The following is a 16,134-nucleotide window of genomic DNA, read 5'->3' on the forward strand; positions in this document are numbered from 1 at the left end:
TTACGGGTACAATATCCAAGATATTTTGACTGTTAGAAGGAGTCTCATGACGGAGTCCTCTCAGCATACGTCTAAGCCCCAGGTCGAGGTTGAGGCCTCGGGCGGAGATGACAATAAGAGCGCACGCCGCGGCGCCATCTTTATCGGCGTCGTGCTGGTAGGTTATATCGTCTATCTGGTGGTAACCGGGCAGATGGGGCAGTTCTGGGCCGCTATGTCGAGCGTCCAGGCGTCATGGCTCGTTGTCGCGTGTCTTTGCATGTTCATGTACCTGTTCTTTGGCATTGTGGCCTATGCGATCGCCGTCTGGCTCGATCCCAATTCGCCCGTCGGCATCCGCGACCTGATCTCGGTCGAGGCGAGTGGCATCTTCTTTGGTAACCTGACGCCCATGATGATGGGCTCCACCCCGGCTCAAATCTATCGCCTGACCAAGGCCGGCCAAAACGTGGGCGAGGCCGGCGCCACGCAATTCACGCGTTTTATCGTGTACCAGTTTGGCCTCGTTGCCTGGGGCGCTATCCTACTGCTTGCTCGCATGCCGTTTTTTGCCGAGCGCTATGGCGACATGACGTTGCTGTGCGTCTTTAGCTTTGGTGGGCACTGCTGCATCTTGCTGGGCATCTTCGCCGTCGCGCTCATGCCTAAGACCGTCACGCGCGTCGCCCATTGCATCATCAATTGGCTTGAGCGCATTGGTGTCTCGGCCACTAAGATCGAGGGATGGCGCACGTTTGTCGATGGCGAGATCTACTCCTTCTCCGAGAAGTTCAAGCTTTCAGCCGGACATTTTTCTTCCATGCTGCTCACGGTGGTCATCACCATGCTGCAACTCGCGTTTTTCTATCTGGTGCCGTATTTCCTGATGCTTGCCTTTGGCCACCACGAGGTCGACTTTTTCTCGGTCATGGCCGCGAGCGCCTTTGTCCAGCTGCTGAGCTCTGCGGTCCCCCTGCCCGGTGGAACTGGTGGCGCTGAGGGCGGCTTTGCATTGTTCTTGGGTCATTTCTTTGGGTCGGCTTCGACCGCCGGCTATCTGCTGTGGCGCCTCATTACGTTTATTGCGCCGACCATTTTGGCTGCGCCCCTGCTGGGACTTAAGAGCGCCCACAACGAGAGCATCCATGCGCGCTGGGATCGTGTGATGCGCAAGCTCGGCCGCACGCCTCAGACGCCCTCTGCGCCCACTATGCCGCACCCCACGAATGCTGTTACCGTTGATCCCAAGAAGCGCGCTCAGAAGGCTTCTGGGACCGCTAAGCCGGCTCATAAAGCCTATGTGCGCCAGACAGGCGATGGTATTCGCGTATCTCCGTCGGCAATCAATAAGAAGAAGCATCCCAAGTCGCAGTAGGGCAGTCGTGCGTTCTTCATGATGCGGGGCATATTTGTGCTGTATGGGGGATAATCCTCTTACGTAGATTATCTCTCATCTGTTGATGAATGCTTGCATATCGAAGGGACACGCCCATGGCAACCAGCAAACCGCGTCTTGATCGTCGCATCATTCGCAGCCGTAATGCCATCCTTTCGGCTTTCGAGCGCCTGCTCATGGAAAAGCCGCTGGCAGACATTACGGTGAGTGCCATCGCGCGCGAGGCCAATGTCGACCGCAAGACCTTTTACGTTCACTTTGGTACGGTTGACGGCCTGCTCGATGCCATTGCCGTCGATGTGGTGGAGATGATTGTCGACTCGGTCGAGAAAACGCTTGCTTCTATGGACGGTGACACCAGCGAGCGCGCTCTTGGCGCGGCGGCGACCTTCTTTAAAACCGTTAATGAGGCACTGTGCAACAACTTAGTGCTCAATCGTCAGCTGATCGAGAATATTCCGCTCGATGATTTCATGGCTCGTCTTCGTGCGCCGCTCGAACATGAGATTGCCGAGCGCGATCTGCTGCCCCAAGGTCTCAAGGACGAGATGTTCGACTACTATCTGGCGTTTTTGCTGTCGGGTATTATCGGTATCTATCGCACGTGGGCACTGTCTGACGGCTCGGTTCCTATCGAGCGCGTCTCTGAGGTCGCCAACGATCTGACTCTCAATGGTCTGTCGAGTCTGGAATCTCGCTTGGATTAGGCCTAGTTGGGCTCGTCGGCGTGGAAATTCCTGTTCACGAGGTTCTCTGGCGCCTTGTAGACCTCGCCGCGTGGGAGCTGTAGCCTGAGGATCCTTAAAAGAAAGTCCAGTTTATCCTTCCCACTCCAATTTGGAATCCTCCGATGCGCCTTCGCACGCTTACATGACCTCGATACCATGCGAGCGTGCGAACTCGACGAGCTCTGCGTTGCGGGCGTTTATGGTGCCGAAGGCGGTGGGGCACACGATGAGGTGCGCACAGTGGACGAGGAGCTCTTTGGCGCGGGCTATGGTTTTATCCCCGATCGGCTCGAAGGCGCGTTCGGCCACGCATTCCGTCGCCAGGTCGCGCGCGAGCTCGCAGTCGATGTCCCCTTCGTGCAGAACGCCCGCGTAGAACGCCTTGCCATGCCGGATGAGCTGGCGAAACACAGCCGACCCCGTTCCTGCGCCGGCGATGACGAACGTGTGCGCATCGCCGTGCGGGCGCCCAATTTCCACGCTGCCGAAGCGCTCGTTGAAGGTGCCATGTTGAAGGCCGTAGAGCTCGCCAATCGTCTCGCGCGTGAATATGTCCTCGGGTGCGCCGGCGCGGAAGACCCGGCCGTCCTTCACGCAAATCACCTTGTCGGCGCTTTTCTGCGCGAGCTCGAGTTCGTGGATGGACATGATGACAGCAACATTCCGCGATTTCGCAAGGTGGCGAAGTATTCGCAGCAGGTCGATCTGGTAGCGGATATCGAGATACGACGTGGGCTCGTCGAGCACGAGCACACGCGGATCCTGCGCGATGGCGCGTGCGAGCATGACGCGCTGGCGTTGCCCGTCGCTTATCTGCATGAAGTCGCGCTCGGCGAGCTCTTCCACATGTGCGGTTTTCATGGCCTCGTCGACCCGACTATGGTCGTCGGGCGAGAGTGTACCCATTCGCCCGGTGTAGGGATGCCTTCCCGCCTCTACGATATCGCGGCAGGTGAGGAGCTCGGTCCGGGGGCGATCTGTCAGCATAACGGCAAGGTTCCTTGCGAACTCCGCCGTCTTCCAACTGGAAATCTCCCGCCCGTCGAGCTCGACCGCGCCGGCAAGCGGTGCCAGATGGCGTGTGATGGTTTTCAAGATGGTCGACTTGCCCGAGCCATTCGGCCCGATGAGCGCCACGACGTCGCCCGTGCGAACCTCCAGATCGACGCCTTCGACTACGACCTTCTTGTCGTAGCCCGCCGACAGGTCGCTTATGCGGAAAAGCGGCGCTCCGTCAGCCTGCGTTTCGACCGGGGTTTCGAGGTTCGACTCCGCTCGGAGGAGATGTTCCGCGCGCAGTTCCGCACGAGCAGAAAGTGCCTTCTGGCGCTTTCGTGCGAGCTCAGGACTGTATAAGCATGGAATGTCCCCTCCGAGCGTTTTGGGCCGCGGCACGAATTCCCCCATCTACCTCACCCGCTTCTTCAACATGAGCGCTATAACCACCGGTGCGCCGAAGATAGCGGTGACGGCGCTGATGGAAAGCTCGACGGGAGAGAACAGCGTGCGCGCGATCAAATCGCAGCCCGCGCAGAAGATGGCGCCTCCCAAGAAGCACGCAGGAATCACGCGGATGGGCTTCGACGACTTCAGCGCCGACTTCACGAGATGCGGAACCGCGATGCCTACGAACGACACCGGACCAGCGAACGCGGTCACGCAGGCGGAGAGCATGCTCGCTAGAAGGACGAGCACCACGCGGAAGCGTGCGACGTTCACGCCGACGCTTTTCGCGTAGGCTTCTCCCAGCTGGAAGGCGGAAAGGGGCTTCGATATCGCGAATACGCATGCGCTCACGGTGATCACCACGACCGCGATGACCGCGATGTCGTCCCAGCTCGAACCCGAGAAGCTACCCAAAGACCAGTTGTGCAGGTTCACGATGGACTGGTCGTCGGCGAAGGCGATAAGGAAGTTCGTCGCCGCCGAGCAGATGTATCCCACCATGACGCCCGCCACGATGAGCATGGCCATGGAACTTATGCGCCGTGCGATGAGGAGCACGAAGCCGATGGTGATAAGCGAGCCCAGAAACGCTGCGGCCACCATGGCCGGCGAGGACATGGCCTGGTTCGCGCCTAGAAGTACGATCATCGTAAGCGCGACGATGAACTTTGCGCCCGAGGAGACGCCCAAGATGAACGGGTCGGCGATGGGGTTGTTGAAAAACGTCTGCAGCAGGAACCCGGAGAGCGAAAGTGCCCCGCCGAGAAGCACGGCTGAAAGCACGCGCGGCAGGCGAATCTCCCAGATGACCTTGCTTTCCATGGAATTGGCCGCGCCGCCCGAAAGGATGCCGGGGATGTGGTCTGCGGGCACGAGCACGCTCCCGATGCACAGGTTGGCCCCGACGAGCACGATGAGGGCAACAGCGAGCAGCGCCGTCACGACGCGACACCGCGCGGCGCGCCCCGATTCGTCGTATGCTATGGAAAGCCGGCTTCTCATGGCGCTACCCGAGCTTCCTCAGATAATGGAAGCCGCTCGAGTCATCGCAGGTGAACGCCCCGTGCAGCTCGTCGATAATGTCGGCGGTAGAAGTCATCTGCTGGTACATGTCGGCGCTTGTGACCCAGACGTTGCCGTTCTTCACGGCTTTGAACTGCGACAATAGCGCGTTCTTGCCTACGAAGTCGTTCAAGGTGGCAACCGATTCGTCGATGGTGCCGTTGTAGACGATGATGTCGGCATCCTTCGCCGTCGCGTAGAAGCGCTCCATTTCGAGCGTTACTGACGAACCTGACGTCGACGCCGTCTGCGCGTCATCGAGCGCGTAGCTGCCGCCTGCAAGCTCGATCATCTGCGCCACGTAGTCGCCCGACCGCCGCGTGACGGCGGCCCCGTTCGAGTTAATGTAGAAATACGCCACGGTTTTACCTGATGACGCCAGCCCCGACGTTTGCTCGACGCGGGCCTTCTGCTCGTTGAACAGGTGCGCGGCCTCGTCTTCTTTGTCGAACAGGACGCCGAAAAGTTTAATCCACTCGACGCGCCCGAGTGCTTCGGGCTCGCTCGACGACTGTTCGGTGAGCACGACGAGCCCGAGCTTCTGCAGCTTTTCCTTCACATCGGGCGTGTGGTTGATCATGGTGTTCTCGATGGCGAGCGTGCAGCCCGAGGCCGATATTCGCTCGTAGTCGGGCGCGCTGTACTTGCCGCCGTAGGTGATCGCCCCACTTTCGAGCGCGCTTTTGAAGCCCGCGACCGAGCAATCGTCGGCCTTCGTGCCCGACATGAGGATATTGTCGTTCGCATCGAGCGCGTCGACCAGGCACATCGTTGCCGACGACACGAGGTACACCTTGTCGGCGGGGCGCCTTATGACCGCGATGTCGGAGCTCAACCCATCAGGTACCTTCGCATCTTGCGGCACCACGAGGAAGCGCTCCCCGTTCGAAATGCAGATAAGCCGCAGGCCGCCTTCGTACTCGTCGACAGTGAAGTGCTTGGCGTATTCAAGCTGAAGCGCCCCCGTCGGCTCCCAGCCGCAGCCCAAATCGGCGTTGTGGAAGTCGGCCGCGGCGCTTGAAGCCGTTCCCGCAGGGGAGCCGCCGCTTGCATCGTTGCCCGATTTCTCCTTCATGGTGGATGAGTCGAGGTGGAGCGTGTAGTCGATGGTGTGCGGCGTCGACATGGCGACGGTCTCGGCCGACACGGCGATGTCCTCGTCGAGCGTGACGGGTATCTCGAACGTGGAGTTGCCGCCGTCGTTTACGGGCGCGTAGTCCACGCCGTTGACGGTCATTTTGTCGTAGTTCGAACTCGACCAGGTGATGGTCGCGGTGTAGGTGTCGCCATCCTTCACAATTGTGGTGGGTGAGGCGATGCTTGCGCGCCCTGACCCGCCGGAGAGCGAGACGCTCACAGTGTATTCCTGAGAGCCTGCCGTGCCACCGGTCGCGTTCGGGCTCGCACTGCACCCCGCGAAGGGAAGCGCGAACAGGGCGACGAGAACGCAGGCGATCGCGCGCACCGCGATGCTGCGACGCTTCCTGCTTTCCCCCTTGGGAAGAATCGACCGCATGGCGTTACTTCAGTGCGTCGGCGCGCAGATCGACGCCGGCGGATTCGAACACGAGCGTGCGGTCGTACCACTGCTCTTTTCTAATACTCCACGCGGCGCAGGCGGTGTCCTCGTCGAGCGCTTCAACGGGCACGTCGTAGGTGTACTTGCCTTCCGCGTTTTCCACATAGGGGATGAAGTCGGCCTCGCTCGCGGCGGCAGCCTCGTCGCCCGTGCCCATGAAGAGCTTGCCGTAGCCCGTGCCGGAAAGCGTCATCACGCAGTGCATGGAGCCGTTTTCCACGATGAGCTGGGCGTCCACAATCCTGAACATGTTCGAGCTGGAATCTACGGTGATCGGATAGGTGCCGTCGGCCACCTTGTCGGCGGTGATGGGGGCAGCGCTTGCGCCCTCGGGCGCATCGGCCGCCTGTTCGGTCTTTTCCTGGGAATCGGCATCGCTTGCCTTTGCGCTGTCGATTGAATTTCCGCCGCAGCCGGCGAGCGAGAACGCGAAAAGCGCCGCTGACAGGGCGAAGGCGAGGGTTTTCTTCAACATGGAGGGGGTTCCTTTCAATCGCTTCGACCGCCCGCGCCGTGCGGTGGGCGGGCGGGATGCGAATGCAACGGGCATGCGCCGTCAGTCGGGGAAGGCGCATGCCCGTTGCATGGGGACGCGACCGGCGCCCCCGTGCGCGGCGAGTTTACAGCTTGGCGATGGCGTCGTCCACGTGCGCGACGTAGATGTCGTCGACCGCGACGTTCTGTCCCAGACCCTGGAGCAGGCACGTCACTTCGAAGCCGGCGGCCACGAACTTCGCAGCCCAGCTGTCGGGGTCGGTCTCGTCTGCCATGTCGTTGTTCGCGTGGTCGCCCGCGACCACCATGAACGGCGCGAGCACGGCCTTCTTGTAGCCTGCGGCGCTCGCGGCGGCGATTACATCCTCGCAGGTCGGTTCAGCCTCGACGGTGCCGACGAAGAACTGCGTCAAGCCCTCGTTCTTGAACACTTCCTGCATCTTGGCATAGTCGGCGTTGGAATCGGCTTCGGTGCCGTGGCCCATGAGGCACAGCGCCGTCTTGCCGTCGTCGAAGGACGCCATGTTCTCCTTAATGGCTGCGGCCACCTTCTTGTAGTCGTCGTCGGAGGTGAGCAGCGGGTCGCCGAGCGAGATCTTGTCGAACTTGTCGGCGTACTTGTCGAGCTCGTCTTTCACGTCGGTGTATTCCAGGCCACCCATGAGATGCGTCGGCTGCACGACGATTTCCTTCACGCCGTCTTCCACGCAGCGGTCGAGTGCCTCGGTCATGTTGTCGATCGTGATGCCGTCGCGCTTCTTCAGCTTGTCGATGATGATCTGCGCGGTGAAGGCGCGGCGGATGTCGTAGTCCTGCCAGTACTTCTCGCGGATAGCGTCTTCGATGGCGCCGATGGTGATGTGGCGCGAGTCGTTGTAGCTCGTGCCGAAGCTCGTGACGAGGATGACCGGCTTCACGGCCTTCTCCTTTTCACTCGATTTCTCGGAACTCGCGGAGGTGTTGGAGCAGCCCGCGAGCGCGACTCCGGCGAGCGCGAAGGCTCCGGTTGCTGCGGCGCCCATGAAGCCGCGGCGTGACATCTGGTCGGACATGGTTTTTCCTTTCCTCGGTTTGCCGGTCCCCCGGCGACAGTTGCTTGTCGGCACAAGCGAAAGAAAAGCGCACCCCTCGGGGTTCACAAGGAGCTAACGCCACGGCGATGCCGTGAGGAAAAGGCGAAGCAGTCTGGCTTGGGGCGCGAGGCGGTTCGCCCGTGCGTCCTATACAGTAATGTCCCTTGCCCAGGATTCCCACCTGGTTCCCTCCGCAAGCCAGCGCGGGCTGTGCGGGCGCCGCGCCGGTCATTTCCTTTTATCCGATTGTCATATGCTCGTTGCCGAATCTTTTACTATGATAGTGGGCACTTTTGAACGTGTCAAAGCCAGGGCGGGCGGCATTGCGCCTCCTGCCTGCGTATTTGCGCCGATTGCCGCTGCGGGCGCCGTGTTTTGGCCGCTGCGCGAATGGCAGCGTAAACGGTTGCGATGAGAAACGGGAAGGGAAGGCTCGGATGATTCATATCGTTGGCGCTGGCTCGGGCGCCGCCGACCTTATCACGCTGCGCGGGGCGCGCCTTTTGCGCGCGGCCGACGTGGTCGTTTGGGCGGGAAGCCTTGTGAACCCCGAGCTGCTCGCTGAGTGCAAGGAATCCTGCATCGTCTACGACAGCGCGCACATGACCTTGGAGGAAGTGCTCGACGTGATGTGCGCGGCAGATGCGCGGGGCGAGGACGTGGTGCGCCTGCACACGGGCGACCCGTGCCTGTACGGCGCCATCCAGGAGCAGATGGACGCGCTCGACGCGCGCGGCGTGGACTACGAGGTGGTGCCCGGCGTGTCGAGCTTTTGCGGTGCCGCGGCGGCGCTTCGCCAGGAATACACGCTGCCGGGAATCAGCCAGTCGGTCGTGATCACGCGGCTTTCCGGACGTACCCCCATGCCCGCGGGCGAGGGCATGCGCACCATGGCGGAAAGTGGCTCGACTATGGTCATCTTCCTGAGCTCGGGTATGCTCGCCGAGCTTTCCGCCGAGCTTTTGGCCGCGGGCCGCAGCTCCGACGAGCCGGCCGCGCTCGTGTACAAGGCGACCTGGCCTGAGGAGCGCGTGGTGCGCTGCACAGTGGGCACGCTCGCCGATGCGGGCGCGCGAGAGGGCATCGACCGCACGGCGCTCGTGGTGGTGGGCCGCGTGCTCGGAGCTCGCGGCGGGTTTTCGCACAACGGCGCGCAAGCAGAGTCGTACGAGCGCAGCAAGCTTTACGACCCTTCGTTTGCCACGGGGTATCGGAAGGCGAGCAGCTAGCGTGGCCTTCGAGCACTACATATATACCGGGACGACCCGCCTGCGCTGCGGCTACACCACGGGGAGCTGCGCCGCGCTCGCGGCGAAGGCGGCCTGCGAGATGCTTTTGTCACGAAAGCCCCTCGGCCGCGTGTCGATCGTCACCCCCGGCGGGCTGCCCGTCGAGGCGAACGTGGTCGACGCATGCATCGGCGAGGGGTGCGCCCAGTGCGCCGTGCGAAAGGACGCAGGCGACGATGCCGATGTGACTGACGGCGTACTCGTGTACGCGCACGTGGAACATGCGGGGTCGGGCACGGGTGCTGCGGGCAGCAAGGACGTGCCCGCGCGCGAATCGGAAGTTTCCGTCGATGGCGGCGTGGGCGTGGGGCGCGTGACATTGCCCGGGCTCGAGCAGCCGGTGGGGGCGGCCGCCATCAACGCGACGCCGCGCGCGATGATCACTTCGGCGGTGCGCGAGGTGTGCGCCGCGCACGGCTTTTCTGGAAATATTGCTGTGACGATTTCGGTACCCGAGGGTGTTGCCCTTGCCAAAAAGACCTTCAACCCGCATCTGGGGATAGAGGGCGGCATCTCCATCCTGGGCACGACGGGCATCGTCGAGCCGCGCAGCCTCGCTGCCTTGCGCGACAGCATCGAGCTCGAGATCCGGCAGCATGCGGCTATGGGGCGGCGCGGAGTCGTGCTCACACCCGGCAACTACGGCGGGCAGTTCATCTCGGGGCATTTCCACCTAAACGGTGCGCCGGTGGTCTTCATCTCCAACTTTGTGGGCGATGCGATTGACTGCTGCGTTCGCGAGGGATTTACCAATGTCCTTCTTGTGGGACACATCGGCAAGTTGGTGAAGGTCGCGGGCGGCATCATGGACACCCATTCGCGTACCGCCGACTGCCGCGCGGAGATTCTGGCCGCCCACGCGGCCATGGCCGGCGCGGGCGCGAAGACCGTGCGCGAGATCATGTCGTCCGTCACGACCACGGCGGCGCTCGAGGTAATCGAGGCCGCCGGCGTTGGGGACGCTGCGCGCGCCTCGCTCGCTGCGGCAATTGAGGACAGGTTGCGCCGACGCGCGGCGGGCGCATGCGACATCGCCGCGGTCGTGTTCGACGCCGAGCGCCGCGAGCTTTTCCGCACGTCGGGCGCCGATGCAGTTATCGGGAAATTGGGGGCGACGTATGAGTAAAGGCGTTCTGTACGGGGTGCGCCGTGCAATCGGCTGGCCGGGGACGAAGGTGGTCATGAAGGCGCGCCGCTCGCTTGCGGACACGAAGCGCTTCCTTTGCGAGGAGGATGCCTTCGACGGTGCCGAGCTTGTAGAGGACTGTGGGCTTCCGGGCGAGCGCGTGTACCGCTCGCTCGACGATGTGCCCGATCGGGGCAGCTACTTCTCGACGATGGTGGTGCGCTAGATGAGGGTTTCCTGCATAGCGTTCACTGAGAGGGGGTATGCGTTGGCGGTGCGCACCGCACACGCGCTTTCCGATTGCGCGCAGACAGGTGAAGACGACCCTGGCTGGGACGTTTCCGTTTCGCGCGGGTTCGGCGAGGGGAAGGCCGACCTGCGCGCATGGACGGCGCTCGCGTGGGAAGCGTCGGACGCGCTTCTGTTCGTGGGCGCGGCGGGCATCGCCGTGCGGGCGATCGCGCCGCATGTCGCCTCGAAGGCAAACGATCCCGCGGTTGTGGCGATCGACGAGGCGGGGCGCTTTGCCGTCCCGCTTTTGTCGGGGCATTTGGGCGGTGCGAACGAGCTTGCGCAAACTGTGGCACGCGCGGCAGGGGCCATCCCCGTCATCACCACGGCGACCGACGTCCGCGGCGTGTGGGCGGTGGATACGTGGGCGCGCTGTGCGGGGCTCGCCGTTTCGAATCCCGAGGCCATCAAGCGAGTGTCGGCGCGGCTGCTTTCGGGCGGGCGCGTGGCGCTCTATTCCGACATTCCGATTTCGGGACAGCCGCCTGAGGGGGTTGACATTGCGTCCGACCGCGCTCGGGCCGATATCGTCGTGTCGCCGTTCGCTGGCGCGAATGCAGGTGCGTCCGTTCGTGCGGCGGAGACAACGGGCGAGGTCGTGCCCGCCGGTGAGACGGGGAAGCCGGCGGGCGTGCGGGCGCAGGCGCCTGCGCCCGAGCCGCTTCGCCTTGTCGTGCCCTGCATCGTTGCGGGCATAGGATGCCGTCGCGGTGCGTGCGCCGAAGCGATCGAGGAGGCGTTTCTTCTCGCGTGCGGGCAGGTGGGTATCTCGCCTTCGGCCGTGCGCGAGGCGGCGACGATCGACGTGAAGGCGCACGAGGAGGGTCTGCTCGCCTTCTGCTGCGCGCGCAATATCCCGCTTGCGACGTATTCCGCAGAGGAGTTGTCGCAGGTCGAAGGCAGCGTTTCGCCATCTGATTTCGTGCGCGCGACGGTGGGGGTCGACAACGTGTGCGAGCGGGCAGCGCTCGCGGAGGGGGGCAAACTTATCTTCCCGAAGCTCGCTCACGGCGGCGTGACCGTCGCGTTTTCCAAGGTAACTATTAAACTTTCGTTTAAGGAGCGGTGATGGGAAAGCTCTTCGTGGTGGGAATCGGCCCGGGCGGCCCCGACGGCATGACGATTGCGGCTCGGCGTGCGCTCGAGGCGTCCGACGTCGTTGTGGGTTACACGAAATACGTGGAGCTCGCGCTCGCCGCCGTGCCCGACGCGGCGCATCTCGCGACGCCGATGATGCACGAGGTCGAACGGTGCCGCCTTGCGCTTTCGCGCGCGCAGAGTGGAGACGCCGTGGCGCTCGTGTGCAGCGGCGACGCGGGCGTGTACGGCATGGCGAGCCCCGTGCTGGAGCTTGCGGAGGACTACCCCGATGTAGACGTGGAAGTTATCGCCGGGGCCACCGCGGCTCAGAGCGGGTCGGCGGTGCTCGGCGCCCCGCTTGCCCACGACTTCGCGGTCGTGTCGCTCTCCGACCTGCTCACGCCATGGGAGGTCATCGAGCGCAGGCTCGCCGCCGTGGCGAGCGCCGACTTCTGCATCTGTTTGTACAACCCGCGCAGCAGAAAGCGCGCCGACAGGCTCTCACGCGCGGCGAAGATTATGCTCGAATGGAAGGCCCCCGACACGCTCTGCGGCTGGGTACGCAACATCGGGCGCGAGGGGCAGCAGTCGGGCATGTGCAGGCTCTCTGAGCTGGGGGAGATCGACGCCGACATGTTCACCACCGTGTTCGTCGGCAACGCGGACACAAAGCTCGTAGGCGGCCGTATGGTCACGCCACGCGGGTATCGGGAGATTCCATGCGAAAGGTAACGATCATCGGGGCGGGGCCCGGAAACCCCGACTTGCTCTCGCGCGCGGCGCTCGACGCTATCGACTTCGCCGACGTGGTCATCGGCGCTCATCGCGCGCTTGCCGGCATCGACGTGCCGCCCGACGTGGTGAGATGTGAGCTCGTGAAGACGGCGGACATCGTCGCCGCGCTCACCGATGCGGCGTCGTGGCGGCGCGCCGTGGTCGTGATGACGGGCGATGTGGGGCTGTTCAGCGGCGCGCGCCGCCTGGTGGAGGCGCTCTCCGGCGACGCGCAGGTGGACGTGCGCGTCGTTCCCGGCATAAGCTCAGCGTCGTATCTCGCCGCGCGCCTTGCGTGTCCATGGCAGGATTGGCGCTTCGCGAGCGCTCACGGCGTGGCGTGCGACATCGTGGCCGAGGCCGAGCGCACAGGTGAACTCTTCCTCGTCACGTCGGGCGGGGAAGACCCCTCGCGGCTTTCGGGTGAGCTTGTGCATGCGGGCTTCGGGGACGCGCGCGTGACGGTGGCCGAGCGCCTGTCGTACCCCGACGAGCGCATTACCTGCGCGACCGCAAGTGAAATCGCAGGTCAGACGTTCGACGACTTGAACGTGATGCTTATCGAGTTCGCAGGCGGCGCCGGGTCGCCTGCGGGCTCTAGCGCAGCCTCCGAGGCGCCGGCCGGCGCGTCTGCGCCCGCGGCGGACTCTGCGGGCGCATCCCGTGCCGCGAGCTCTCGCTGGCCGTACGCTTCCTCGGGCATTCCCGACGAGCTCTTCATCCGCGGCGACGTTCCCATGACCAAGCAGGAGGTGCGCGCCGTCGCGCTCGCGAAGCTGTGCCTTACCGCGACCGACACCGTGTGGGATGTCGGCGCCGGCACGGGGAGCGTGTCGATCGAGGCGGCGCTCGTCGCGCGAGCGGGATCGGTATGGGCGGTCGAGCGCAACGCGGCCGGCGTGCGGCTCATCCGAGAGAACGCGGATGCATTCGGGTGCGGCAACGTGCATGCGGTCCCCGGTGTCGCCCCCGAAGCGCTCGCGAAACTGCCCGTCCCCGACGCCGTGTTCGTCGGCGGGAGCGCGGGCGAGCTTCCCTCCATCGTGGAGGCGGCGCTCGAGAAGAATTCGCAGGTTCGCCTGTGCGTGCCATGCGTCACCGTTGAGACACTCACCGAGGCGTGCGCGCTCCTCTCGGGTTCGCGCTTTAAGGGGTTCGAGGCGTGCCAGGTGTCGGCCGCCCGCGCCGAGGCTGTAGGCTCGCACCGTCTTATGAAGGCGCAAAATCCCGTGTTCCTCGTCAGCGCGCGTGGTGCAGGTGGGGAAGGCGGTGCCCGGTGAGCACGTCCATCCCACGCTTCATGGTCGCTGCGCCCTCGAGCGGGAGCGGCAAGACGGTCGTTATGTGCGCGCTCCTGCGCGCGCTCGCGCGCCGCGGCCTTGCATGCGCGGCCTTCAAATGCGGCCCCGACTACATTGACCCGCTCTTTCATCGCCGCGTCGTGGGCGCGCGCTCGGGTAACTTAGACGGCTTCTTCACCGACGCCCCGACGCTGCGCGCCCTGCTCGCACGCGGCGCCGCGGGCGCGGATGTCGCGGTGCTCGAGGGGGTCATGGGCTTCTACGACGGCATGGCACCCGGCGTGGCCGACGCGAGCAGCTACCAGGTTGCGCGCGACACGGAAACGCCGGTCATTTTAGTGGTGAACGGGCGCGGGGCGTCTTTATCGCTCGCCGCCGTAATCCGCGGCATCGCCGAGTTCCTGCCTTGTGCGAACGTGCGCGGTGTCGTGCTGAACAAGACGAGCGCCGCTGCCTGCGCCTATGCGGCGCCTCCGATCGAGAAGCACACGGGCGTCGCGGTTTTGGGGAATATCCCCGCCGACGAGGCGTTCTCGCTCGAAAGCCGGCATCTGGGGCTTGTGACCGCCGACGAGGTCGAGCGGCTCTCCGCGCGCATCGACAAGATGGCCGAGCTGGTGGAAAAGAGCGTCGACATCGGCCGCTTGCTCGAAATAGCGGCGACGGCACCCGATATCCGCGAGGAACCTTACCGGTTGGAGCCGATCGCGGGAGCGCGGCCCATCGTCGCCGTCGCGCGTGACGAGGCGTTCTCGTTCTACTACGAGGAGAACCTGCGCGCGCTCGAGGACCTGGGTTGCGAGCTTGCCTTTTTCAGCCCCCTGTGTGATAGCGATTTGCCCCGGGGGACAAGCGCCCTCTATCTGGGAGGCGGCTACCCGGAGCTCCATGCGCGGCAGCTCTCCGAGAACGCGCCGATGCGCGAGGCGGTGCGGCGCGCGGTGGAATCCGGCATGCCGACGGTCGCCGAATGCGGTGGGTTTCTGTACCTGCAGCACGAAATCGCCGATAGCGAGGGGAGGCGCTGGCCTGTTGCGGGCGCCCTTGAGGGCTCAAGCGAGAACGGGGGAAGGCTGTCCCATTTCGGGTACGTGGAGCTCACTTCCCAACGCGACGGGCTCTACGGGCCGCGCGGCACACGCATCCGTGCGCACGAGTTCCACTACTGGCAGTCCACCTGCCCGGGCGGCGACTTCTGGGCGCAGAAGCCCCGGCGCGACAAGGGCTGGCCGTGCATGACGACCACCCCGTCCCTGGTTGCGGGCTTCCCGCATGTGTACTATCCTGCGAACCCCGACGTTGCGCGCGCGTTCGCGTCTGCCGCAGCGTCGTTCGCAGAGAGGAGACGGCATGGCTGAAGCAACCGAAACCGCGCTTGCCTGCATCCGCGAGGAAGTCGAGCGCGCGTTCTCTTCGGCGCCGGGCGCCGTGCTCGAAGCCGCGCTCTCCCGGATCGCGCCCGCAGACGAGTGCGCCCGCGCCGCCGCGTACGCCGCGTGGGACTCCATCGCGCACCCCTTGGGGGGATTGGGCGACTTTGAAGACGCCGTCGCGCGTATCGCCGCAGCTCAGGGGAGCGCCGAGGTTGCCGAGTTTCCCCGTGCGCTCGCGGTATTCTTCTCCGACAACGGGGTCGTTGCCGAAGGCGTGTCGCAAAGCGGGCAAGACGTGACGCGAGCCGTCGCGCGCAACATGTGCGAGGGGGCCACGAGCGCCTGTCGCATGGCGGCGTTCGCGGGTGCCGAGGTCGTGCCCGTCGACGTGGGTATGGCCCGGGGCATAGAAGACGCGCGCATGGTGCGCGCGAACGTACGGCGGGGGAGCGGCAACATCGCGCACGGCTCCGCTATGTCTCGCGATGAGGCCGTGCGCGCGATCGATGTCGGAATCGCCGTCGCGTGCGGGCTTGTCCGCGCCGGCGTGCGCCTTCTCGCCGCGGGCGAGATGGGCATCGGCAACACGACCACCTCGGCGGCGGTGGCCGCAGTGCTCATTCGGGCGGACGCGCGGAGCCTCGTCGGGCGCGGCGCGGGGCTCTCGGACGCCTCGCTCGCGCGTAAGCGCGACGTGGTCGAGCGCGCTATCGACGCGAACTCGCCCGATCCCGCCGACCCGATCGACGTGCTCTCGAAGGTGGGCGGCTTCGATATCGCGGCGATGTGCGGCTTCTACCTGGGGGCCGCGGCCTCGAAGGCGCCGGCGCTCCTCGACGGGGTCATATCCTGCACGGCGGCCCTGTGCGCGGCGCGCCTGTGCCCCAACGCCTTGGGCTACCTCGTGGGCACCCACGCATCAAGCGAACCCGCAAGCCAGGAGCTCCTTCGCGAGCTCGGTATAAAGGCACCCCTCGACGCAGGCATGCACTTGGGCGAGGGCGTGGGCGCCATGGCGTATCTGCCCCTTCTTGATTCGGCGCTGCGCGTGTACCGGGATGGGAAGACGTTCACGGCGACTGGCATGGCTGCTTACGAGCATTTCGAGGCTGGGAAATGACGGTGACGTTCGTTATCGGCGC

The 16,134-nt window shown here is 64.5% G+C and carries 15 protein-coding genes; 10 read left to right on the forward strand and 5 right to left on the reverse strand.

Features of this window, described 5'->3' with window-relative positions:
* The first annotated feature begins 46 nt into the window (after nucleotides 1-46).
* Nucleotides 47-1,354 carry a lysylphosphatidylglycerol synthase transmembrane domain-containing protein gene (locus ARB25_RS05555; protein ID WP_055286456.1) on the forward strand — a complete coding sequence of 436 codons (1,308 nt, stop codon included), beginning with the start codon at nucleotides 47-49 and terminating at the stop codon, nucleotides 1,352-1,354.
* Between the two features lie 116 nt (nucleotides 1,355-1,470).
* Nucleotides 1,471-2,082 (forward strand): TetR/AcrR family transcriptional regulator, encoded by a 612-nt coding sequence (locus ARB25_RS05560; protein ID WP_055286458.1) that lies wholly within the window; start codon nucleotides 1,471-1,473, stop codon nucleotides 2,080-2,082.
* A gap of 159 nt (nucleotides 2,083-2,241) precedes the next feature.
* On the opposite strand, the gene ARB25_RS05565 is transcribed toward ARB25_RS05560, so the two are convergent.
* The 5 genes from ARB25_RS05565 to ARB25_RS05585 all read right to left on the reverse strand — a co-directional run bounded on the left by ARB25_RS05565 (nucleotide 2,242) and on the right by ARB25_RS05585 (nucleotide 7,737).
* Nucleotides 2,242-3,510 (reverse strand): ABC transporter ATP-binding protein, encoded by a 1,269-nt coding sequence (locus ARB25_RS05565; protein WP_055286461.1) that lies wholly within the window; start codon nucleotides 3,508-3,510, stop codon nucleotides 2,242-2,244.
* Nucleotides 3,511-4,551, reverse strand: a complete 1,041-nt coding sequence (locus ARB25_RS05570) for a FecCD family ABC transporter permease (RefSeq protein WP_253276053.1) — start codon at nucleotides 4,549-4,551, stop codon at nucleotides 3,511-3,513.
* A 4-nt stretch (nucleotides 4,552-4,555) separates the two neighbouring features.
* Nucleotides 4,556-5,968 (reverse strand): ABC transporter substrate-binding protein, encoded by a 1,413-nt coding sequence (locus ARB25_RS05575; protein ID WP_055286463.1) that lies wholly within the window; start codon nucleotides 5,966-5,968, stop codon nucleotides 4,556-4,558.
* Between the two features lie 163 nt (nucleotides 5,969-6,131).
* Nucleotides 6,132-6,665 (reverse strand): hypothetical protein, encoded by a 534-nt coding sequence (locus tag ARB25_RS05580; RefSeq protein ID WP_035138217.1) that lies wholly within the window; start codon nucleotides 6,663-6,665, stop codon nucleotides 6,132-6,134.
* A gap of 145 nt (nucleotides 6,666-6,810) precedes the next feature.
* Nucleotides 6,811-7,737 carry a sirohydrochlorin cobaltochelatase gene (locus tag ARB25_RS05585; protein WP_055286465.1) on the reverse strand — a complete coding sequence of 309 codons (927 nt, stop codon included), beginning with the start codon at nucleotides 7,735-7,737 and terminating at the stop codon, nucleotides 6,811-6,813.
* A 458-nt stretch (nucleotides 7,738-8,195) separates the two neighbouring features.
* Between ARB25_RS05585 and cobM the strand changes: the two genes are divergently transcribed.
* Genes cobM through cobT form a run of 8 tightly spaced genes read left to right on the forward strand, consistent with a single transcriptional unit; the run spans nucleotide 8,196 to nucleotide 16,112 of the window.
* On the forward strand, nucleotides 8,196-8,987 hold the full coding sequence (gene cobM, locus ARB25_RS05590; RefSeq protein ID WP_055286466.1) for a precorrin-4 C(11)-methyltransferase: 792 nt from the start codon (nucleotides 8,196-8,198) through the stop codon (nucleotides 8,985-8,987).
* A gap of 1 nt (nucleotide 8,988) precedes the next feature.
* Nucleotides 8,989-10,173 (forward strand): cobalt-precorrin-5B (C(1))-methyltransferase CbiD, encoded by a 1,185-nt coding sequence (gene cbiD / locus ARB25_RS05595; protein WP_055286468.1) that lies wholly within the window; start codon nucleotides 8,989-8,991, stop codon nucleotides 10,171-10,173.
* Complete coding sequence (locus ARB25_RS09760; protein ID WP_216595113.1) at nucleotides 10,166-10,399, forward strand: SAM-dependent methyltransferase; 234 nt, start codon at nucleotides 10,166-10,168, stop codon at nucleotides 10,397-10,399. Before cbiD ends, ARB25_RS09760 begins: the two co-directional genes overlap by 8 nt.
* A gap of 48 nt (nucleotides 10,400-10,447) precedes the next feature.
* The gene (locus tag ARB25_RS05600) at nucleotides 10,448-11,533 is read left to right on the forward strand and encodes a cobalt-precorrin 5A hydrolase (protein WP_253276059.1); all 1,086 of its coding nucleotides are present in this window, start codon (nucleotides 10,448-10,450) and stop codon (nucleotides 11,531-11,533) included.
* Nucleotides 11,534-11,550: 17 nt separating this feature from the next.
* Entirely contained in the window at nucleotides 11,551-12,276 is a 726-nt protein-coding gene (cobJ, locus tag ARB25_RS05605) for a precorrin-3B C(17)-methyltransferase (protein WP_253276054.1), read from the forward strand.
* Nucleotides 12,264-13,598 (forward strand): precorrin-6y C5,15-methyltransferase (decarboxylating) subunit CbiE, encoded by a 1,335-nt coding sequence (gene cbiE, locus ARB25_RS05610; protein WP_055286474.1) that lies wholly within the window; start codon nucleotides 12,264-12,266, stop codon nucleotides 13,596-13,598. The genes cobJ and cbiE overlap by 13 nt, the downstream gene beginning before the upstream one ends.
* Nucleotides 13,595-14,977 carry a cobyrinic acid a,c-diamide synthase CobB gene (locus tag ARB25_RS05615; RefSeq protein ID WP_253276055.1) on the forward strand — a complete coding sequence of 461 codons (1,383 nt, stop codon included), beginning with the start codon at nucleotides 13,595-13,597 and terminating at the stop codon, nucleotides 14,975-14,977. Before cbiE ends, ARB25_RS05615 begins: the two co-directional genes overlap by 4 nt.
* A complete protein-coding gene (gene cobT, locus ARB25_RS05620) occupies nucleotides 14,970-16,112 on the forward strand; it encodes a nicotinate-nucleotide--dimethylbenzimidazole phosphoribosyltransferase (protein ID WP_082421887.1) in 1,143 nt (380 codons plus the stop codon). Before ARB25_RS05615 ends, cobT begins: the two co-directional genes overlap by 8 nt.
* Nucleotides 16,113-16,134: the final 22 nt, after the last annotated feature.

Source organism: Collinsella aerofaciens, from assembly GCF_001405375.1.
Taxonomy (GTDB): domain Bacteria; phylum Actinomycetota; class Coriobacteriia; order Coriobacteriales; family Coriobacteriaceae; genus Collinsella; species Collinsella aerofaciens_F.

What these genes read in the sequence shown, in the direction of transcription:
- ARB25_RS05555 (WP_055286456.1), top strand. Translation starts at nt 47, where the DNA reads ATGACGGAGTCCTCTCAGCATACGTCTAAGCCCCAGGTCGAGGTTGAG.
- ARB25_RS05565 (WP_055286461.1), bottom strand. Translation starts at nt 3,510, where the DNA reads ATGGGGGAATTCGTGCCGCGGCCCAAAACGCTCGGAGGGGACATTCCA.
- ARB25_RS09760 (WP_216595113.1), top strand. Translation starts at nt 10,166, where the DNA reads ATGAGTAAAGGCGTTCTGTACGGGGTGCGCCGTGCAATCGGCTGGCCG.
- ARB25_RS05580 (WP_035138217.1), bottom strand. Translation starts at nt 6,665, where the DNA reads ATGTTGAAGAAAACCCTCGCCTTCGCCCTGTCAGCGGCGCTTTTCGCG.
- cobT (WP_082421887.1), top strand. Translation starts at nt 14,970, where the DNA reads ATGGCTGAAGCAACCGAAACCGCGCTTGCCTGCATCCGCGAGGAAGTC.
- cobM (WP_055286466.1), top strand. Translation starts at nt 8,196, where the DNA reads ATGATTCATATCGTTGGCGCTGGCTCGGGCGCCGCCGACCTTATCACG.
- ARB25_RS05585 (WP_055286465.1), bottom strand. Translation starts at nt 7,737, where the DNA reads ATGTCCGACCAGATGTCACGCCGCGGCTTCATGGGCGCCGCAGCAACC.
- ARB25_RS05560 (WP_055286458.1), top strand. Translation starts at nt 1,471, where the DNA reads ATGGCAACCAGCAAACCGCGTCTTGATCGTCGCATCATTCGCAGCCGT.
- ARB25_RS05570 (WP_253276053.1), bottom strand. Translation starts at nt 4,551, where the DNA reads ATGAGAAGCCGGCTTTCCATAGCATACGACGAATCGGGGCGCGCCGCG.
- cbiE (WP_055286474.1), top strand. Translation starts at nt 12,264, where the DNA reads ATGCGAAAGGTAACGATCATCGGGGCGGGGCCCGGAAACCCCGACTTG.